Below are 20,331 nucleotides of genomic sequence, written 5' to 3' on the forward strand. Positions count from 1 at the left end.
CATGAAGAAGCTTTATCGTTCAGCAACAGATAAAAAAATAGCGGGTGTTGTTGGTGGACTTGCCGAATACTTAAGTGTCGATGCATCCCTGCTTCGCATTTTAACAGTCATCATCGGATTTTTGACAGCATTTATGCCTATCTTCCTGGTCTACTTCATCTGGTATTTTGTTGTTCCGGAAGAAGGCACTAAATAAATGCTTAGATGGATCGTCAGTATTTTAGTAAATGCATTACTTTTAATCGTCATTGCTGGATATTTTGATTCAGGCATTCTGCCAGGGCTCGGAAGCGTATATATTGAAGGGTTTGGGGCAGCCATTGTCGCAAGTATCATTTTATCCTTGCTCAATATTTTAGTGAAGCCGTTTTTGATCATTTTAACGCTTCCAGTAACCGTCCTTTCACTAGGATTGTTCTTGTTTGTGATTAATGCCATCACATTGATGATGACATCGAGCTTTATGGGTGATAGTTTTAACATTGATGGGTTTGGAACGGCCATTTGGATGGCTGTCATTTTATCCATTTTCCATCTGTTGATACAAAAAGGAATTGTGGAGCCGTTAGCGAAAAAAAGCTAACGGTTTTTTTGTACCATTTTGTATCGTTTCTCCGTTTCATCTGACATAAAAACTTCCTTCAGGAGACACAATATCCGAAGGAGGCGGTGCACGATGGTGAACGTGAGCAGACAAATCATGCTTTTATGTTTTTTTATCATTCTTTTTTGTTTCAATCAGCCTGCTTCAGCAGGGCCTTTTATTCAAACACAAGTCAATATACCGGACAAGCCTTTTTCTCCTTTTATCTTTGATCGATTTCATGTGGATGTCCGTCCAGTTCTAGGGGAAAAAAGCCGTGATCTCCAGTTTCGTGCGTCTATTACGGATCCGGAACAAATTTTGTCTGCGAACTTGTACTATAAACAAAGTGATGAACTGGGGTACCGTTTGCTTCCAATGGAACGGTTACCAGGTATGAAGCCAGAATTTACAGCGAAAATTCCGCCAGATCAATTATGGAATTCAACCGTTCGTTACTATACAGAGTTTCTTACGCAAAAGTCCGTGATCAAAACGGCAGAACAATCTGTACACTTAAATGGATTTGAAGAGGATCTTTCTCGCATTCCGGACTTAGTCATCACGGAAATTGTCGTCAATTCAAAGAATCGCAAAGGCAAAGATGCATTTGAATTTATCGAGGTGTATAACACGACACATGAGCCAATCTCTCTTAAACATTATCAACTTCGCTACCGCAATCCTGCACAAGGAACTGAAATGGATGATGTGTATTCCTTTCACGCAAATCCAGTCACCATTTCACCTGGAAAACCTTATGTTTTCTGGCTGAGGAAAAAAGGGCAGGAGCATTTAACTGTAGCGGACTTCAATGCCATGTACAAAAGTCTATTAAAAGAGGGAGAGCATGTATCTGTCATCGAGAGCAAAGGGCTGTCCAACTCTAAATCTCGTCTTGTTTCAATCACAACAAATATAGGGGAGGAGATTTCTTCAGCAGCATTTCGTTTGAAGCCATCATGGTTTAGTGAGCATAAATCTTTGCTGTTTAAATATCCAATGGACGGTACTTCGCAAATGAAGCTGATCTCGAAAATTGAAGAAGAGCCTACGCCTGGAAAAGTGCTAAAAGCACAAATTCCATCTGAGAAAAAAGAAATGTCTCAAGATATCCATAAACCTGTGATTGAAGATATGACAGTGAGGAAACCAGTGAAACCAACTGAAAGCATAGAGATTAAAGCGGATGTACAGGATGATCAGGCCGTCAAAACCGTCAAGCTTCGCTATCGAACAAATCGGAAAGATGATTTCAAGGAAATACTGCTTCAAAAAGATCATAACGACCGGTTATTTCATCATATTATTTACTCACCTGAGTTGATTGGTAAAGAACAATTGGAATATCAGCTTGAAGCGTCAGACGGCGAAAATACAGCAATGACGATGAAAAAAATGATTGATGTGGAGCAGGTTAGCAAAGCCCACGGTCTTCGATTCAATGTAGAAGAAGGAGATACGGTTTCAGGATTATTTCCATTAAAGGCAACGTCTGATCGGAAAAAAAGCATTGAATTATTGATAGATGGAAAGCGGAATCAGCAAGTATTTTCTGCCCTTGAAGCAGATCCATATATCGCATTTGATGTCAAAGGGACAAATTTATATTTTAAAAATGGTGTGTCCATAGGTAAGCACTTACTTTCTATTTTTGATGATTCGACAAAAGTGTATCGTACCTATACAATGCCAATACCAGAAGCAGAGATGAAAAAAGCAGGTCTCCAAACGATCTCCTTCCATGCTGGAACGAAGTCTTCTCCAGTAGATCGGCTGCCTGGAGAGAATCACGATGATTTTGAATTAAAAAACGTCCGGATGATCCTGTCGAATGGAACACAAATTCCTCCAATCAATGCAAAGCCGCAAAAAGAATGGAAAATGGGAGACAGCGGTAACGCCAAAAAGGTAAGAACATTTCAATTTGAAATTCCAAAAGAAGCTTATGTTTCAACCTATATGAAGTGGGACACAAGAAGGCTGAAAGAGGGGCCGCATTTGATTGAGGCCAAAACCTCAGACGAGCATGCATCTGTACATGTGAATGTCGATAACACAGGTCCGAAAATCAAGACCAATGTTCAAACAAAGGATCCATATAAAGGAGCCTTTACGTTAAAAGCAAAGGTAACGGATCGTTGGAGTGACATAGAGGAGATGAAGGCATATGTAGATGGCAAGCCAATTTCCTTGCCATATCAGACGTCCTCTAGCGAATTAAACCCGGGTGAGCACACGTTGACAATTAAAGCAAAAGATGCCGCAGGGAACATGTCGACGTTGAAAAAAGAATTCAAAACGGTACATGAACACCCTGAGACACCAGAACGAGTAGCAGATAAGACGAAAATGAAATCGTCTAAGCAAACTGTGCTCACCAAGGATCCAACGAATGATAAGCTGGATTACTCCTTTTACCGTGCCTATCAATATACATCGCTGCATCCATCAATGAAGATTTTGAAATATGCAGCGGAGACAGAACCGCCAAAAAGCTTTAACGAAAAAGGAGAAATGATCTTTTCTAATCAAGAAAGGAATCGCATTGCATTTGCTGATGGTAAGTCAGTTGAAACGAAGGATTTACATCGTTTTCCTTATCATCGTTTTCAAATCAAGGTTCATCAAGATGTACGTGAAAAGGATGTCGTCGAAGCGATGTGGAAAGGGAGTTCATTGTCAGGGAGAAGGGTGACCATGTATGCATGGAATCATCAGCAAGAAAAGTGGGATAAAATCACTCATCATTTTGCTGAAGATCAAAAAGAATTTTACCTGAAAGGACTGCTGTCAGTAAGACAGTACATGAAGAATCATACGTTTGATTTGCTTGTACAGGATGAAATCAGCAAAGCGCAAAAGCCATATAAGATGGTTTGGATGTCTGACACACAATATTATGCAAAGAGCTATCCTCATATCTTTAAACAAATGGTCGAGTGGATCCGAGACCAGAGGGAGAAGTTAAACATTCAATATGTGTTCCATACAGGTGACATTGTGGATGATTCAAAGGATAAACAATGGCATCGTGCCGATACGTTTATGCGTGTGTTAGATGAGCATCAGATTCCATACGGTGTTTTAGCAGGAAATCATGATGTTCGACATAAGGACGGCTTATATGCGGAATATGGGAAATATTTCGGGGAGAAACGCTTTGCAAATAAACCTTACTATGGTGAATCCTATCAAAACAATCGAGGTCATTATGATCTCATCTCTGCCGGTGGCAATGATTATATGATGGTATACATGGGCTGGGGGATTAAGCAAGATGAAATTGATTGGTTAAACCGTGTGATTTCTGAGCATCCAGATCGCATCGTCATTTTAAATTTCCATGAGTATTTGTTGGTGAGTGGCAACCGCAGCCCGATTGGCGACCTCATCTTCCATCAGGTGGTGAAACGCCATCCCAATATTGTGGCAGTATTTAGCGGCCATTATCACGGAGCAAGCAGGAAAGTAGATGAGCTTGACGATGACCAGGATGGCAAAGTAGACCGGAAAGTATATCAAATACTCGCTGATTATCAGTCAGGACCTGAAGGTGGACAAGGGTTTATGAGGCTGATAACAGCCGATCAAGAAAAAAACCAGCTTCATTTTACGACGTACTCACCTTATATGAATCAAGAGCATTTCTATGATCCTAAAACGTATGGAGATCAGGATGAATTTTCAATTGATGTGGATTTGACGCCGAAAATGAAATCTGTCAAAACCAATTATTTTGAACTTAATGTCTACACAAATGTCCTGATAGGAGAGGCACGCGGTGTAAAAAGCGGCAAAAAAGCAAGCTTTGAGTGGAAAGGCTTAAGGCCAAATGAAGACTATTATTGGTACACTGTAGCAAAAGATCGTTTTCAAGGAAAAGCAATTTCGCCTATATGGAAAATTCATACAAAAGATGATCGTGAAGCAACATTTCTTAGGAAATAAAAAACAGTGCTCCTCCTTTTATGAGGGCACTGTTTATCTTTCCATTGTATGAATGAGCTTGTAACGATCCCCTCTATACACGGAGAGAACATACTCAAATGGAATGTCATTCTGAAAATAAGTCGTTCTTGCGATTGAGAGCACGGGATCGCCTGTTGAAATAGACAGCACGTGTGCTTCTTCCTTTGAAGCTACATTCGCTTCAAGCTCTTGTTTTGCATGAGCAATTGCAAGGCCTGTTTGAGTCTCTATATATTCATATATAGAGCCAGTTAAATGTTCCTTTGTTAAATCTCCTGCAAATGCTTCAGGGATATAGCTCGTTTCAATCGCCATCGGTTCATCATTTGCAAGGCGTATCCGTTTGAGTTCAAAGATAGCATCGCTATTTGACAGTTGTAAGACAGGCAGTAAGTGCTCTGGACATACGGTTTTTTTAAAGTCAATGAGCTGGCTTGAAGCTTTAAGCCCACGCTGGCGCATATCCTCTGTAAAGCTTGTTAAGCCTTGAAGCGGCTGTTCAAATTTTTTTCGGCTAACAAAGGTGCCTTTTCCTTTTTGTCGATACAAATATCCTTCGTTCACAAGGTTCGATAAGGCTTGTCTGACAGTCATTCGACTTATACCAAAGCGTTCGGCATATTCTCTTTCAGAAGGAATGAGTGTATCAGGTGCTAATGTTCCATCCTCAATCTGTTTTTTCAAGTTCTCCATAATCTGATGGTACATCGGAATAGGTGACTGCTTATCAATAAACATGTGAAAATCCTCTCGTGTTTAGCTTTAGCGTAGTGAACCAGCTTCTCGATCAATCAAAATTGTCACATCTTCATGAAGTTTCAGAGCAGATGCTGGGAAGTCTGGATGTATCTCAGTCTGTTCTAAATATTGTATCACTTTCGCTTTTGATTTTCCTGATGCAAGAAGGAGAATCTTTTTACTTGAAAGAATGCTTGCAATGCCCATGGTAATGGCATGTGTAGGCACCTTATCAATAGAAGAAAAGTATCTTGCATTGGCCTGCCGGGTGTTTTCATCTAGTTGCACGACATGAGTCTTTGAGTTAAACGGGGTACCGGGCTCGTTAAACCCGATATGTCCATTTTGACCGATTCCAAGAAGCTGAAGGTCGATGCCGCCTATATCTTGAATGAGCTGATCATATCTTAAGCATTCTTTTTCTAAATCAGGTGCAGCGCCATTTGGAAGGAAATACTGATCCTGAGGGAGATCAATATGATCAAATAAATGACGTTTCATGTAGGTCATATAACTATTTTCATGATCTGGATCAAGTCCTGCATATTCATCTAAATTGACTGTTTTTGTTTGTTTGAAAGACAATTGGTGTGCTTGATGAAGGTGAATTAACTCTTGATATGTATCAAGAGGTGTACCGCCCGTTGCTAGGCCAAGTACTGCATCTGGTTTAGAAGCGATTGTGCGTGCGATAAGGGCTGCTGCTTCTTTTCCTAATTGTTCTTTATCTTCAAATTCGATGATCTTCATTAGTGATTGGCCTCCTTTTTCTCAAAGACGATTTGTCCACGGCAGATCGTCATCATTAGTTCGCCAGACTCATCCCAAATCACAAGGTCTGCTTGTTTTCCAACTTCGATAGAACCGAGCTGCTGGTCAAGTCCTAGCTGAATGGCTGCATTGGTTGAGGTCATCTTCGCTATCTCTGTCCATTCACAATGTGTAATCTGTTTCATCCGTTTGACGCCATCTTTCATTCTCAGAATCGATCCTGCAAGTGTACCATCTGAGAGTAATGCTTTTTCGCCGCTGACTGTGACTGTTTGACCGCCAAATTCGTACGTCCCATTCCCGAGTCCTTTTGCGCGCATCGAATCTGTAATCATGATCAAACGATCACTTCCTTTTGCTAAATATGCAAGCTTAATGGAAAGTGGATGGGAGTGTATTCCATCCGTAATCAGCTCGGTATGAAGATTCTCGTTCGTAAGAGCAGCCCCCACAGCATTTGGTTCACGATGCTGAAACGAACTCAGTGCATTATAAAGATGCGTGACATGGCGTGCACCATGCTTTGCTGCTAATTCAATCATGTCGTGACGAGCATTCGTATGTCCAATAGAAGGAATGATGTTTTTTTCTTGCAACAGAGAAAGAAAAGCAAAGTCAGGGTCTTCCTCAGGTGCAAACGTGACAATTCGAATAAGCTGTTGAGAAGCATCCAGCCATTTTTCAAAAAGAGGGAGATCGGGCTGCTTTATCCATTGAACAGGCTGTGCCCCTGCTTTATCTTTAGAAATAAAAGGACCTTCAAGATGGATACCTAAACATTGTGCCTGAACTCCTGCTTGTTCTTCATTATAATGTTTCCACTGAGAGACATTTTTGAGTGCTTGCTCTATCTCATGATGGTTTTGAGTGATGGTTGTTGCTAAAAAACTTGTCGTTCCTTCTGATGGTAAGTTGTTAGCGAGTGTATTCATGGCTTCTGATGTCGCATCCATCATGTCTGCTCCATATCCGCCATGGATGTGAATATCAATCATTCCGGGAAGTAAATAAAAGTTTTCCCGGGAAATATATACTTTTTCATAATTTCCTGTCGGTGGTGATGTTGAAATATAGTCAATCTTGCCGTCGCGTAAACCGACAAAACTGTTTGCAATCATTTCAGTCTTTGTCACAATATGAATATTGGAGAGCAATAAAGAGCTGCTCATGATTGTGCCCCCTTTAGTCATTGTCTTTGACTTAGTTTACCCTTTTTAAGTATAGTTGTCTATACCAGTGAAACAGATGAAACAGGATCAGGATAAAATACTGTTTTGGGATCATGATTGAAAGTGATAAAATAGAGCTGTATTTCTGAATCGCCTGTGATAAAAGGAGGAAGAAGCGTGCCGAAAGTTCGTACGAAGGACATAATGGAACAATTTCATCTTGAACTGGTAAGTGGGGAAGAAGGGATTAATCGTCCCATTACAATCAGTGATCTTTCCAGACCAGGTATTGAAATGGCTGGTTATTTTACATATTACCCAAAAGAAAGAGTTCAACTTTTAGGGAAAACAGAGCTTTCTTTTTTTGAACAACTCCCAGAACGCGAACGAAAGCAGAGAATGATGTCTCTTTGTACAGATATTACCCCTGCAATTATTTTGTCACGAGATCGTGAAGTGCCGAAGGAATTAATTGAAGCTTCAAATGAAAATGGCGTCCCTGTGTTACGATCAAGCCTAAAAACGACAAGACTTTCGAGTCGGTTGACCAACTTTTTAGAAAGTAAGCTTGCACCAACGACCGCCATTCATGGCGTGCTCGTAGATGTATATGGTGTAGGTGTATTGTTAATTGGAAAAAGCGGAGTAGGAAAAAGTGAAACAGCCTTAGAACTAGTGAAGAGGGGACACAGGCTGGTCGCAGACGATTGCGTGGAAATCCGTCAAGAGGATCAGGATACGTTAGTTGGAAGCGCACCAGAGCTGATTGAACATCTTTTAGAAATCCGTGGATTAGGCATCATTAATGTGATGACCTTATTTGGAGCCGGTGCTGTCAGAAGCTATAAGAGAATTACGATTGTAATGAACCTTGAGCTTTGGGAACAAGGCAAACAGTACGATCGTTTAGGACTTGAAGAAGAAAAAATGCGAATCATCGATACAGATGTACCGAAGCTGACCATCCCTGTCCGGCCAGGAAGAAACTTAGCGGTCATCATTGAGGTGGCTGCGATGAACTTCAGGTTAAAACGCATGGGACATAATGCGGCGGAACAATTTACAAGTAAACTTGCCGATGTCATTGAAGACAATGGCCAGGATGAATAGGAGTTGTCTATATGAACGAAGCGATTCAGCCAATTGATCCGATTGCTTTTCAGCTCGGACCTCTTTCGGTTCATTGGTATGGTGTGATCATTGGGGTCGGAGCCTTGCTGGGACTCTGGCTTGCACTGAGAGAATGTGAGAAGAGAGGAATCAATAAAGATACGTTTATTGACTTAATCTTATTTGCCATTCCAATAGCCATTATTAGTGCACGAATTTATTATGTATCCTTCGAATGGGATTACTATCAGCAGCATCCAAATGAAATCATTAAGATTTGGAATGGCGGAATTGCTATTCACGGCGGGCTGATAGGTGCTGTGCTGACAGCGATCGTCTTTACAAAAGTGAAAAAGGTATCCTTTTGGAAAATAGCCGATGTAGCAGCACCTAGTATTTTACTAGGGCAGGCGATTGGTCGCTGGGGGAACTTTATTAATCAGGAAGCGCATGGTGAGGCGGTTTCAAGAGCCTTTTTAGAGAATTTGCATCTGCCAGAGTTTATCATTAATCAAATGTATATTGATGGGACCTATTATCACCCAACGTTCTTATACGAATCATTATGGAATCTTGCCGGTGTTGTGATCTTGATTTTATTACGCAGAACATCGCTGCGCAGAGGCGAAATCTTCTTGTCTTATTTAATCTGGTATTCAATCGGTCGTTTCTTCATTGAAGGGATGAGAACGGACAGCTTGATGCTGACAGAACATCTACGAATCGCTCAAATGATTTCGATTGCCATTTTTGCAGTGGCTGTTCTGCTGATGTTCTTTAGAAGAATGAAAGGATACGCATCGATTCCGTATAAAGAGAACAACTCATCGAATTAAGCAGGGGGGATCAGAAGAGATGGGAGAGACATGGAAAAACGGCTTAAAAGCAGGGCTATCGACAACTTGGACACTTGGAAAAGTCATCTTTCCGGTTACCATTCTCGTCAGTATCTTGCAGCATACGCCTGTTATGGATTGGATCATACAATTCATACGGCCATTTATGGGGTTGTTTGGTCTTTCAGGAGAAGCGGCCATTCCGCTTGTATTAGGAAATGTGCTGAACTTGTATGCAGGCATAGCAGCCATTCTGACACTAGATCTTCCTGTGAAGGAAGTGTTCATTTTGGCCGTGATGCTGTCCTTTTGCCATAACCTGATCATCGAATCGACAGTGGCAGCAAAGGTTGGACTCAGAGTGTCTGTCATTTTGCTGGTCAGAATCAGCCTTGCTGTTATTTCGGCTATTGTCATTCATCTCGTTTGGCAGGGAGGCCAGGAGCCGGCACAATATGGACTGCTGACGGCAGCTCAGACGGCTGATGTGCCTTCCAGCTGGTACATGATTGTCCTTCTCGCTTTACAAAAAGCCGTACTCGGTGTGCTCCAGCTCGCCTGTATCGTCATCCCTCTCATGATCATCATTCAATTCATGAGAGATTTAGGATGGCTCCATACGCTGTCTAAGTGGCTGTCTCCATTTACGAGAATGCTTGGAATGAAAGAAAATACGTCGATGACAATGGTAGCTGGATTAACCATCGGTCTGGCATACGGAGCCGGCGTGATGATGAAGGCAGTGGAAGAGGACGGCGTGAGTAAAAAGGATTTAACCCTTGCCTTTATTTTCCTTGTTGCCTGCCATGCAGTGGTCGAAGATACGCTGATATTTATTCCACTTGGGATTCCTGTGTGGCCGCTTCTTGTCATCCGTCTGATATCTGCTATTTTATTAACAGCTGCCATTAGCTATATTTGGCGGAAGCGGGAGCTTGCAGCTGTTAGAAAGGAAGCCATATGAACGAATCAACTATTAACACCGTGCTATTTGATTTAGATGGCACATTAATCAATACGAATGAATTAATTATTGCTTCATTTCAACATACGCTTGATCATTATTATCCTGGTCAGTACAGCCGTGAAGAGATCCTTCATTTCATTGGTCCATCATTGTTTGATACATTCTCTGCGATGGACCCTGAGCTAACGGATGATATGATTCAGATGTATCGAACGTTTAATCATCAACAGCATGATCTGCTTGTGACTGAATATGAGACTGTTTTAGATACATTAAAAGAGCTGCAGGATCGAGGATTTAAACTTGGGATAGTCACAACAAAGATACGTGATACGGTTTTAATGGGTTTGAAGCTGACAGGTTTAGAGCCATTCTTTGAGGTGATTGTGACGCTCGATGATGTCCAAAATGAGAAGCCGCTTCCAGAACCTGTCCAGCTGGCATTATCCAAGCTTGGCAGTGATCCGTATGAAGCGGTGATGGTCGGCGATAATTATCACGATATTTTGTCTGGTCAAGCGGCAGGGACAAAAACAGCAGGTGTTGCTTGGACGATTAAGGGAGAAGAGGCCCTTTTAAAGCATCGCCCTGATTTCATGCTGAAGAAAATGAGTGATCTCCTGGCGATTGTTGGAGCTGATTGAGTTGAGAAAAACAGATCGTTATCCTGTAAAAGGGGTCAATTCGTTACGACAAGTCTATCGGACGGTTCCCTTTTTCAAAGTGGTGAAAAACTTTATTTTCATTCAAATAGCACGGTACACGCCTTTTATGGGAATGAAAAATTGGATATACCGAACCTTTCTTCGTATGAAGGTCGGCGAGGATACAGCGTTTGCCTTAATGGTCATGGTGGATCTCATGTTTCCTGAGAAAATCACGGTCGGTCGAAATAGTGTGATTGGCTATAACACGACCATCTTGTCCCATGAGTATTTGATTAAAGAATACAGACTTGGGGAAGTCTATATTGGTGATGAAGTCTTAATTGGAGCCAATTCAACCATTTTACCTGGTGTAACCATTGGGGATGGGGCGATCGTATCGGCTGGTACACTTGTTCATAAGGATGTTCCAGCAGGCTCATTTGTTGGAGGAAATCCAATGCGCATGATTTATACGAAAGAAGAAATGAAAGCACGTCAATCTACGTCTGCTGAGTAGCTCGGCAGACTTTTTTGTTGACAATATGTTATGGTGTAACTATAATGATTACAACAGAGGTGAGAAAACATGAAAATCAGCAGCAGATTCACTGTCGCTGTCCATATTCTGGCCTTGCTATCACTTGAAAAAGGATCATTACAGACATCGGAGGATATCGCGGGAAGTGTGAATACAAACCCAGTGGTCATCCGCCGCATTATGAGTAAATTAAAAAAAGCAGGCCTAATCTCAACGAGTCTTGGCAAAGGTGGTTCTCAGCTGAACCGCAGTGAAGACGACATCACGCTGCTTGATGTGTATAAAGCGGTTGAAGTGGTGGATGAGGGAGAGTTGTTTCAAATCCATGAAAGCCCAAATCCTGACTGTCCGATCGGTGCGAATATCCAGGCTGTGCTTGAGTTAATCTTGTGCCGCGCTCAAAGTGCGATGGAGCAAGTGCTTGCTGAGATCAAATTAAGTGAACTAACGCAGGTGTTAATCAAAAAAATTGGATGATTATTCAATTTTTTTTACCTCTGTTGTAACTATACTGGTTACACCTTTATTTATCAAATAAAATCATTTTACAGGAGGAATTCATATGAAGATTGGTATTATTGGCGCTACAGGTAAAGCAGGACAGGAAATTGTAAAAGAGGCTCAATCTAGAGGACATGAAGTGACAGCCATCGTTCGAGATGCACAAAAGGTGACTGATTCATCCGTAGCTGTTATCGAGAAGGATGTGTTTCATTTACAAGCAGAAGACATCAAAGGCTTTGATGTCATCGTCAATGCATTTGGTGCACCTGCTGGACAAGAGCACCTTCACGTAGAGGCTGGGAAAAAGCTTATTGATATTTTGAAAGAGGTACCCGATACGCGTTTAATCGTTGTGGGCGGAGCAGGCAGTCTATTTGTTGATGAGGCTCAAACAACAAGACTTGTTGATACACCAGAATTTCCAAAGGAGTATGTGGCGACTGCTTCACAGCAAGGTGAAAACCTAAAAGATCTTCAACAGACCGAAGGATTAAAATGGACTTTCCTCAGCCCTGCTGCATTCTTTGACCCAGCAGGCAAACGCACAGGTTCTTATGTGAAAGGGAAAGACCAGCTGATTGTCAATTCTAAAGGTGACAGCTATGTGAGCTATGCCGACTACGCCATTGCCCTTGTCGATGAAATTGAGCAGGCTGCCCATGTTGGAGAACGTTTTACCGTTGTATCTGAAGCAGAATAAGTCGTTTCACTGCTGCTAAAAACCATGAGTGAGAAGTCTAACGAATTATCTCTCATTTTTACTAAAAAAAGGTTGAATACTTCATTGTAGGCGGAGGAGTAATGACAGCTGCAAAGCTTGAAGACCGCCTGAAGGAAATACTAGAAAGATCATCATGAAAAAACATCCTCTATACGGCTAGAGGATGTTTTTTTCATGTTTTCAATGAGAAAGGTGTTCTACGCTTTAATGATAATCGCCTGCCGGCCCATCTGTTCCCAAGAATCCTCAAACTGATCGCGATCGACTTTTTGATTCTTTTCTCCGTATGGGTTATTTAGGTAGACATGTTCCTTGTCATAGCCCGTGATGACCACGCTATGCATATTAAAGCTCACATCTATTTTGCCATTTGGTGTATTCCATGTTTCGATGTTATCTATTTTGTCGAAGGTGGATGTGGTAATCACCCAAACAGGATACCCTTTTTCAAGTGATTGATAGATGGCTTTTTTGACAGGTTTTCCGCTTAAGTCGACGACTTGAGTGCCCGCATATTTTTTCGCAAGCTGATAAATAGGCTCATGGTAAACACCAAGACCTGGTCCATTCTCCATATCGCCTACAAACCCGTCATGCGGGTCTCCTTTTAAGCCATTTTCATAATTGAGCGGAACACGTTTGATTTCATTTGCCAATGCGTCTTTCGTCACTTGCTCATAGCCGCTGTAATGAAGAAGCATCGCTAAGCTTGTGACTTCGCATCCATTATAAAGCTTTGGGGCATCCATTTGATTGTAGAGGATGACGTCCATGGCTTTTTTACTTCCTTTTAAAGAAGAATATGTGTTGTCTGTTTTTTTTGTTGATCGTGTTTCTTCAGCTGCGAGTGCCGTATCGTTTTCTTTTTCTTTGGCTGCTTCGTGTGGTGAAGCTGCCTTCTTGACTTGGTCGATTTGTGTCACGTATATAAAGCCGAAATAAACAAGGCATGCGCACAACAAAGTTAAGATTAATGTCTGGATGAACTTCACTGTAATCTCCTGTGTTATTCAATATTTTTAAGTATTATAGCACGTTCTTTTATCAAACATGCAGAAAAGGGAAAGGTGTCACTTGAATGTAATAATTCCACAAATTTTTCATGAAAATAGAGAGAAAATAAAAATGATTGATTTAATTACTTTATTTTGTTAGCATATTATCATATTAGCGAACTAAAGGATTCGGAATTTTTTGTTTTAATGTGTTGGAGGTGCAGAAGAGCATGTTTATGTTTGAGAAACCATATGGTATGCGGGATTCATTACCAGGATTGTATGAGACGAAGAAAAAAGTGAGACATTCATTAACAGAGGTCATGAATGGCTGGGGTTACCGTTTGATGGAGACACCAACGCTTGAATTTTACGATACAGTCGGTGTTCAATCGGCGATTACAGATACACAGCTCTTTAAGCTTTTAGATCAGAACGGGCAAACCCTTGTACTCAGACCTGATATGACGGGACCTATTGCGAGAGTGGCGGCTTCAAAGCTTCATGAACAGGCGTATCCGCTTCGCGTTGGGTATGCGGCCAATGTGTTCCGGGCGCAGGAAAGAGAAGGCGGAAGGCCATCAGAATTTGAGCAGGTCGGAATTGAGTTGATTGGTGATGGGTCGATTAGTGCAGATGCTGAAGTGATCGCGCTTGTCGTATTTGCATTAAAAAATGCCGGGCTAAAGTCCTTCAAAATCGCGATCGGGCATGTCGCTTTAGCAGAGACGTTATTTGTAGATGTATTGGGAAATACAGAGCGTGCAAACGTCCTCCGCCGATTCTTATATGAAAAGAATTATGTAGGATACCGCCAGCATGTGAAGCAATTGCCACTCTCCTCCATCGATAAAACGAGGCTGTTACAGCTTTTAGAGTTAAGAGGCGGCCAGGAAGTCACAGAGCGGGCAAAGGAAATCGTCGTTTCACAAGAGGGAAAAGAGGTGCTCACACAGTTAAAATCGCTTTGGGAGACACTTGAAGATTACGGCTGTACAGAATATATCCGTTTAGATTTAAGCATGGTGAGTCATATGAGCTACTACACGGGCATTTTGTTTGAAGTATTTGCAGATCATGTTGGGTCAGTCATCGGAAGTGGCGGCAGATATGACCAATTGCTGGCTCATTTTGATGCACCTGCACCAGCTACAGGATTCGGACTTCGATTAGACCGTCTGCTTGAAGCGCTTGATGCAAAAGAAATCAATGAGCCGCAGGAGGCAGTGATTTTTAGTAAAGAACAACGGCTGGAGGCTTTTGCTTTTGCAGAAAAGGAGCGGTCAAAAGGGAAAAAGATCGTCCTGCAAGACTTAGCAGGGATTGAAAATATTGACGCGATGACCAAGGCATTTGAGCAGGTGACTTATTTTATCGGCGCTAGAAAGGGAGAGTCAAATGGGTAAAGTGTTGACGATGGCGATGCCAAAGGGCCGGATATTTGAAGAAGCAGCTGGGTTGTTGAGACAGGCGGGATATCAGCTGCCAGAGGAATTCGAGGATTCAAGAAAGTTAATCATTGATGTACCGGAAGAAAACCTCCGCTTTATTTTAGCGAAGCCAATGGATGTGACAACTTATGTCGAGCACGGTGTAGCGGATGTTGGCATTGCAGGGAAGGATGTCATGCTCGAAGAAGCTCGTGATGTGTACGAAGTGCTCGATTTAAACATCAGCAAATGCCATTTAGCGGTTGCCGGATTACCGGGAGCCAGCTGGGGCGGTGTCGCGCCGCGTGTGGCAACAAAGTACCCAAATGTCGCATCTTCCTATTTTAGAGAACAAGGGGAGCAGGTGGAGATCATTAAGCTGAATGGTTCCATTGAATTAGCACCGCTCATCGGACTCGCCGATCGTATTGTTGACATTGTCTCTACAGGTCAAACACTCAAGGAAAATGGACTTGTTGAAACGGAGCATATTTGTGATATTACGTCACGGTTTATTGTCAATCCTGTGAGCTATCGGATGAAGGATGCGGTGATCGATGAAATGGCGCAGCGCCTTGCAAGAATCATTGAAGGGGAGGAAACATCATGAACATCACCTACATACAAGAAGGTGAGACAGAGACACTCTCACTCAAGCGGACTTTAGATACAGGCACGGAAGAGCAGCGCCTGGCTGTTCAGCGGATTATACAAGAAGTGAGGCTAAATGGTGATCAAGCGGTACAATCTTTTACAAAGCAATTTGATGGAGTGCTGCTTGAAGATCCGCTTGTCACAGAGGAGGAAATGACAAAAGCCTCCGAACGCATGGACCCAGCCATGATTCAGGTGATCCAAACGGCTATCCGTCATATTCGCACATACCATGAGCGTCAGCTGACATCCTCTTGGTTTTATCACCAGCAGGATGGCTCGATGCTTGGACAAAAGGTGACACCGCTCGATGCAGTCGGTGTGTATGTCCCCGGCGGAACAGCTGCTTATCCCTCATCTGTTTTAATGAATGTGATTCCGGCGCTTGTCGCTGGTGTTGAACGAATTGTCCTTGTCACACCTCCAGGGAAAGATGGCCATCTCTCAGACGCTGTACTGGCTGCTGCAAAGGAGCTCGGTATTTCTGAGATGTATAAAATGGGCGGTGCGCAGGCGATTGCGGCACTTGCCTATGGAACAGAAAGCATCCAGTCTGTTGATAAAATCACAGGTCCAGGCAACATATATGTAGCGCTGGCAAAGCGGGAAGTATTTGGCCAGGTAGACATTGATATGATTGCCGGTCCAAGTGAAATTGCTGTTCTAGCAGACGATACAGCAATGGCACGTGAGGTGGCGGCCGATTTACTTTCGCAGGCAGAGCATGATGCACTGGCATCTAGTATTTTGGTGACACCGTCTAAGACACTTGCTGAAAACGTGCAGGCTGAGATGAAAACGCAGCTGGATACCTTGCCAAGAAAATCAATCGCCGCACAATCCATACAAAATCATGGCCGTATATACGTGACAGATTCCATGGATCGTGCAGTAGACGTCGTCAACCAGTTAGCGCCAGAGCATTTAGAAGTGCTGACAGCATATCCAGAATCACTTCTTGGTCAAATCAAGCATGCAGGGGCGATTTTTTTAGGGCGTTATAGCCCTGAGCCGGTGGGAGATTATTTTGCAGGACCAAATCACGTGCTGCCAACCAACGGAACGTCTAGATTCTCCAGCCCGCTTGGTGTGACCGATTTTCAAAAGAAAACGAGCATTATTTCATATAGTCAAGAAGCGTTTGAGACACACAGGGATAGCATTGCGGCTTTTGCCAGATTAGAAGGGCTCGAAGCGCATGCAAGGTCGATTGAATCGAGAAAGCGGGAGGAATCGTCATGAGACAGGCGGAAACAGCGAGACAAACAAATGAAACGAATATTTCGTTAGCGTTAGAGATTGATGGGGAAGGAAAAGCAGATATTCAAACAGATGTCCCTTTTATGACACACATGCTTGATTTATTTACGAAGCATGGACACTTTAATTTGACCGTCGATGCGAAAGGAGATACGGATGTTGATGATCACCACACAACAGAAGATATCGGCATCGTGCTTGGGCAAATGTTTAAGGAAGCGTTAGGTGATAAAAAGGGAATTAAGCGGTATGGCTCCAGCTTTGTTCCGATGGATGAAACGCTTGCCCAGGTCGTGGTCGACTTAAGCAATCGCCCTCATTTGGAAATGAGAGCGGCCTTTCCAAGTCAAAAGGTCGGTACCTTTGATACAGAGCTTGTGCATGAGTTTCTTTGGAAGTTTGCGCTAGAAGCTCGTATAAATCTTCATGTGATTGTTCACTACGGAACCAATACGCACCATATGATTGAAGCCATTTTTAAAGCGATGGCACGTGCCCTAGATGAGGCAACAACCATTGATCCACGTGTGAAAGGGATTCCTTCGACAAAGGGGATGCTCTAATGATCGGAGTCATTGATTACGGAATGGGAAATTTGTTCAGCGTATCAAAAGCACTGGAACGAGCAGGTGCCAGTTATATCGTCTCCTCTGATGTGGAGGAGCTCAAAAAGGCAGATGCTTATATTTTGCCTGGGGTCGGTTCGTTTCGTGATGCGATGCAGCTGTTAAAACAGACAGGACTTGAAGAGTTTATCCACCAAGTTGTGCAGGAAGGAAAGCTGCTATTTGGTATTTGTCTTGGGATGCAGCTGTTATTTGAAGAAAGTGAAGAGGCAGGACGTACGAAAGGTTTGGGGCTGTTAAAAGGGCGTGTCGTTCTTTTAAAGGATCGCGACCAGGATGGGCAAAGGCTGAAGGTGCCTCATCTGGGGTGGAATGAGCTCACATTTCATCAGCCCTCCCCATTGTTTGATGGTGTACCGGAAGGATTTGCGTACTTTGTTCACTCTTATTATGTAAGTGATATGAATCCAAAAGAGCAATTAGCAAGTGCGGATTATGGCGTTCAAGTACCAGCAGTTGTCGGCAAGGGGAATGTGCTTGGCGCACAGTTTCACCCTGAAAAAAGCAGTACAACGGGAATGGCGCTGCTCAAACAATTTATTCAATTAGCAAACGAACAGAGGGTGAACAAATGAGTGAATTTACATTGTATCCAGCGATTGATATGAGAAATGGCAAATGTGTACGGCTTGTGCAAGGAAATTATGATCAAGAAACCATTTATGGAGATTCGCCGCTTGATATGGCTGCGCGGTTTGCAAATGAAGGAGCAAAGTGGATTCATCTCGTTGACTTAGATGGTGCGAAAGCAGGGAATCGCGTCAATCATGAGCATGTACTGGCGATTGCTTCATCCTTAGATGTGAATGTACAAATTGGCGGCGGCATTCGGACAGAAGAAGACGTTGCCTTTTATATAAACAAAGGTGTAGCTAGAGTCATCCTTGGCAGCTCCGCTGTTTCTAATCCCGCCTTTGTGAAAAAAATGCTGGCGCAATATGGGGAGAAAATAGCGATTGGGATCGATGCGCGAAATGGCTTTGTATCGACTGAGGGGTGGCTTGAAACGTCGAAAGTGAAGGCGGAGGAACTCGGCAAAGAATTGGCAAAGGAAGGCGCGGAGGTCTTTATTTTCACGGATATTCAAATGGATGGCATGCTGTCTGGACCCAATGTGGAAAGTACAGTTCGCTTAGCGGAAGCTACCGGCAAACAAGTCATTGCTTCAGGTGGTGTAAGCGCGCTAGCTGATCTTCAAAAGCTGTCAGCACAAAAACAGTCAGGTGTTTCTGGTGCGATCATTGGAAAGGCCCTTTACACGAAGCGGTTTACTTTAGCTGAAGCAATTGAAGGGCTTGACCGCGTATGATGACAAAACGAATCATCCCATGTCTCGATGTGAAGGAAGGGCGTGTGGTCAAAGGGGTGCAATTCCTCGGCTTAAAGGATGCTGGTGATCCGGTAGAATTAGCGCAGATGTATGATGAGGAAGGTGCGGATGAACTTGTCTTTCTTGATATTTCTGCCTCTCATGAAGGCCGGAAAACGATGGTGGATGTGGTCAAGCAAGTGGCGTCCACTCTTGCCATCCCTTTTACGGTAGGCGGCGGAATTAACCACCTTGATGACATGAAGCGCTTATTAAGAGCGGGTGCAGACAAAGTATCTGTGAACACAGCGGCAGTTTTAAGACCAGAACTGATTTCAGAAGGCGCCGATTTCTTTGGTTCCCAGTGCATCGTCGTCGCAATAGATGCAAAGTACGATGAAGAGAAAAAAGAGTACATGGTCTACACACACGGAGGGCGCCGTCAAACGGATATAGAGGTCAGCGATTGGGCAAAAGAAGCCGTGCTGAGGGGAGCAGGAGAGATTTTACTGACAAGTATGGATGCCGACGGTGAGAAAACAGGCTTTGATCATCGATTAACAAAGCTTGTGTCAGAAGCCGTCACCGTGCCTGTCATTGCCTCGGGAGGCGCTGGCAATGCCCAGCATATGCTGGAGGCATTTACAAAAGGAGAAGCTGATGCAGCATTAGCAGCCTCCATTTTCCATTATAAAGAGACTTCAATTCAAGAGGTAAAAACATACTTGAGAGAACACGGGGTGAAGGTCAGATGAAACAGGCAAACGAATTATCCTTTAATGAGGCAGGCCTGATACCTGCAATTGTACAGGATGCTCAAAGTAAGGAAGTATTGACATTGGCGTATATGAATCAAGAATCCTATGAAAAAACACTGGAGACAGGGGAAACATGGTTTTACAGCCGATCGAGAAACGAGCTTTGGCACAAAGGCGCCACATCTGGACATACTCAGCGAGTCACATCCATTCGATATGACTGTGACAAAGATGCTCTGCTTGTTCTTGTCACACCAAGTGGACCAGCCTGCCATACTGGCAGCTATAGCTGCTTTTCGGAAGAAGGCGTGAAGATTCAAACGGAAGAGCAGGATCGTTTTGCGATTTTAAATGAACTTGAACAGGTGATTGCAAAACGTCAGACAGAAATGCCAGAAGGCGCTTATACAACCTATCTATTTGAAAAAGGGGTCGATAAAATCCTAAAAAAGGTAGGGGAAGAAGCGTCAGAGGTCATCATTGCAGCGAAAAACCGGGATCAAGAAGAATTGAAATGGGAAACAGCCGATCTCCTGTATCATCTGCTTGTATTATTACGTGAACAGCAATTGCCGCTTGATGAGGTATTAAAAGTATTAAAAAAGCGTCATCAAGGTGAGTGAAAAGCCGGGGGCACCTCTGGCTTTTTGTTTTTGAGTGAAAAACAAATCCTTCCTTTTCTTTTGTTCTATGTGACGACTCGTGAAGTATGTTATACTACACACGGTACACTGTTCGAAATG

Annotated in this window: 22 protein-coding genes; 18 read left to right on the forward strand and 4 right to left on the reverse strand. The window is 43.0% G+C overall.

Translation table 11 applies throughout. The annotated features are described in order from the left end of the window. Position 1 precedes the first annotated feature (1 nt). From ACSSTM_RS14500 to ACSSTM_RS14510, 3 genes are all read left to right on the forward strand, one after another. On the forward strand, positions 2-196 hold the full coding sequence (locus ACSSTM_RS14500; protein WP_034660102.1) for a PspC domain-containing protein: 195 nt from the start codon (positions 2-4) through the stop codon (positions 194-196). After that, entirely contained in the window at positions 197-583 is a 387-nt protein-coding gene (locus ACSSTM_RS14505) for a phage holin family protein (RefSeq protein WP_024423577.1), read from the forward strand. 93 nt (positions 584-676) lie between these two features. Further along, positions 677-4,534: a metallophosphoesterase gene (locus ACSSTM_RS14510; RefSeq protein WP_437404217.1), complete on the forward strand. Its 3,858-nt coding sequence runs from the start codon at positions 677-679 to the stop codon at positions 4,532-4,534. A gap of 33 nt (positions 4,535-4,567) precedes the next feature. Here the strand turns inward: ACSSTM_RS14510 and ACSSTM_RS14515 are convergent, their stop codons facing one another. Genes ACSSTM_RS14515 through nagA form a run of 3 tightly spaced genes read right to left on the reverse strand, consistent with a single transcriptional unit; the run spans position 4,568 to position 7,233 of the window. Further along, positions 4,568-5,293 (reverse strand): GntR family transcriptional regulator, encoded by a 726-nt coding sequence (locus ACSSTM_RS14515; RefSeq protein ID WP_187704176.1) that lies wholly within the window; start codon positions 5,291-5,293, stop codon positions 4,568-4,570. Positions 5,294-5,317: 24 nt separating this feature from the next. Beyond that, complete coding sequence (gene nagB / locus ACSSTM_RS14520) at positions 5,318-6,043, reverse strand: glucosamine-6-phosphate deaminase (RefSeq protein ID WP_034660097.1); 726 nt, start codon at positions 6,041-6,043, stop codon at positions 5,318-5,320. Beyond that, the gene (nagA, locus tag ACSSTM_RS14525; RefSeq protein WP_034660095.1) at positions 6,043-7,233 is read right to left on the reverse strand and encodes an N-acetylglucosamine-6-phosphate deacetylase; all 1,191 of its coding nucleotides are present in this window, start codon (positions 7,231-7,233) and stop codon (positions 6,043-6,045) included. The genes nagB and nagA overlap by 1 nt, the downstream gene beginning before the upstream one ends. A 177-nt stretch (positions 7,234-7,410) precedes the next feature. On the opposite strand from nagA, the gene hprK reads away from it, so the two are divergent. The 7 genes from hprK (at position 7,411) to ACSSTM_RS14560 (ending at position 12,535) form a co-directional block, all read left to right on the forward strand. Further along, the gene (hprK, locus tag ACSSTM_RS14530; RefSeq protein WP_003212943.1) at positions 7,411-8,343 is read left to right on the forward strand and encodes an HPr(Ser) kinase/phosphatase; all 933 of its coding nucleotides are present in this window, start codon (positions 7,411-7,413) and stop codon (positions 8,341-8,343) included. An 11-nt stretch (positions 8,344-8,354) separates the two neighbouring features. Beyond that, positions 8,355-9,179: a prolipoprotein diacylglyceryl transferase gene (gene lgt, locus ACSSTM_RS14535; protein WP_437404218.1), complete on the forward strand. Its 825-nt coding sequence runs from the start codon at positions 8,355-8,357 to the stop codon at positions 9,177-9,179. A gap of 19 nt (positions 9,180-9,198) precedes the next feature. Then, positions 9,199-10,143 carry a nucleoside recognition domain-containing protein gene (locus tag ACSSTM_RS14540; protein ID WP_437404219.1) on the forward strand — a complete coding sequence of 315 codons (945 nt, stop codon included), beginning with the start codon at positions 9,199-9,201 and terminating at the stop codon, positions 10,141-10,143. Further along, positions 10,140-10,790 carry a pyrophosphatase PpaX gene (gene ppaX / locus ACSSTM_RS14545; RefSeq protein ID WP_437404220.1) on the forward strand — a complete coding sequence of 217 codons (651 nt, stop codon included), beginning with the start codon at positions 10,140-10,142 and terminating at the stop codon, positions 10,788-10,790. The genes ACSSTM_RS14540 and ppaX overlap by 4 nt, the downstream gene beginning before the upstream one ends. A gap of 1 nt (position 10,791) precedes the next feature. Further along, on the forward strand, positions 10,792-11,310 hold the full coding sequence (locus tag ACSSTM_RS14550) for an acyltransferase (protein WP_060597361.1): 519 nt from the start codon (positions 10,792-10,794) through the stop codon (positions 11,308-11,310). A gap of 69 nt (positions 11,311-11,379) precedes the next feature. After that, positions 11,380-11,808, forward strand: a complete 429-nt coding sequence (locus ACSSTM_RS14555) for an Rrf2 family transcriptional regulator (RefSeq protein ID WP_003213266.1) — start codon at positions 11,380-11,382, stop codon at positions 11,806-11,808. 85 nt (positions 11,809-11,893) lie between these two features. Next, complete coding sequence (locus tag ACSSTM_RS14560; protein WP_095285751.1) at positions 11,894-12,535, forward strand: NAD(P)-dependent oxidoreductase; 642 nt, start codon at positions 11,894-11,896, stop codon at positions 12,533-12,535. A gap of 218 nt (positions 12,536-12,753) precedes the next feature. Here ACSSTM_RS14560 and ACSSTM_RS14565 read toward each other — a convergent pair whose 3' ends face one another. Next, positions 12,754-13,548, reverse strand: coding sequence for a C39 family peptidase (locus ACSSTM_RS14565; RefSeq protein WP_095285752.1), 795 nt, complete (start codon positions 13,546-13,548; stop codon positions 12,754-12,756). 233 nt (positions 13,549-13,781) lie between these two features. Between ACSSTM_RS14565 and ACSSTM_RS14570 the strand changes: the two genes are divergently transcribed. The 8 genes from ACSSTM_RS14570 to hisIE are packed head-to-tail and all read left to right on the forward strand — an operon-like array spanning position 13,782 to position 20,211. Then, entirely contained in the window at positions 13,782-14,957 is a 1,176-nt protein-coding gene (locus ACSSTM_RS14570) for an ATP phosphoribosyltransferase regulatory subunit (RefSeq protein ID WP_034660086.1), read from the forward strand. Next, positions 14,950-15,591, forward strand: coding sequence for an ATP phosphoribosyltransferase (hisG, locus tag ACSSTM_RS14575; protein ID WP_003213329.1), 642 nt, complete (start codon positions 14,950-14,952; stop codon positions 15,589-15,591). Before ACSSTM_RS14570 ends, hisG begins: the two co-directional genes overlap by 8 nt. Continuing rightward, positions 15,588-16,877, forward strand: coding sequence for a histidinol dehydrogenase (gene hisD, locus ACSSTM_RS14580; RefSeq protein WP_034660085.1), 1,290 nt, complete (start codon positions 15,588-15,590; stop codon positions 16,875-16,877). The genes hisG and hisD overlap by 4 nt, the downstream gene beginning before the upstream one ends. Next, a complete protein-coding gene (gene hisB / locus ACSSTM_RS14585; RefSeq protein WP_034660084.1) occupies positions 16,874-17,458 on the forward strand; it encodes an imidazoleglycerol-phosphate dehydratase HisB in 585 nt (194 codons plus the stop codon). The genes hisD and hisB overlap by 4 nt, the downstream gene beginning before the upstream one ends. After that, entirely contained in the window at positions 17,458-18,096 is a 639-nt protein-coding gene (gene hisH / locus ACSSTM_RS14590) for an imidazole glycerol phosphate synthase subunit HisH (RefSeq protein WP_437404221.1), read from the forward strand. Before hisB ends, hisH begins: the two co-directional genes overlap by 1 nt. Then, positions 18,093-18,830 (forward strand): 1-(5-phosphoribosyl)-5-[(5-phosphoribosylamino)methylideneamino]imidazole-4-carboxamide isomerase, encoded by a 738-nt coding sequence (hisA, locus tag ACSSTM_RS14595; RefSeq protein WP_095285753.1) that lies wholly within the window; start codon positions 18,093-18,095, stop codon positions 18,828-18,830. The genes hisH and hisA overlap by 4 nt, the downstream gene beginning before the upstream one ends. Beyond that, positions 18,827-19,585, forward strand: coding sequence for an imidazole glycerol phosphate synthase subunit HisF (gene hisF, locus ACSSTM_RS14600; protein WP_106038167.1), 759 nt, complete (start codon positions 18,827-18,829; stop codon positions 19,583-19,585). Before hisA ends, hisF begins: the two co-directional genes overlap by 4 nt. Next, on the forward strand, positions 19,582-20,211 hold the full coding sequence (hisIE, locus tag ACSSTM_RS14605; RefSeq protein ID WP_309415908.1) for a bifunctional phosphoribosyl-AMP cyclohydrolase/phosphoribosyl-ATP diphosphatase HisIE: 630 nt from the start codon (positions 19,582-19,584) through the stop codon (positions 20,209-20,211). The genes hisF and hisIE overlap by 4 nt, the downstream gene beginning before the upstream one ends. The last annotated feature ends 120 nt before the right edge of the window (positions 20,212-20,331 follow it).

This window comes from Bacillus sp. RK1064, from assembly GCF_051488405.1.
GTDB lineage: Bacteria > Bacillota > Bacilli > Bacillales > Bacillaceae > Bacillus.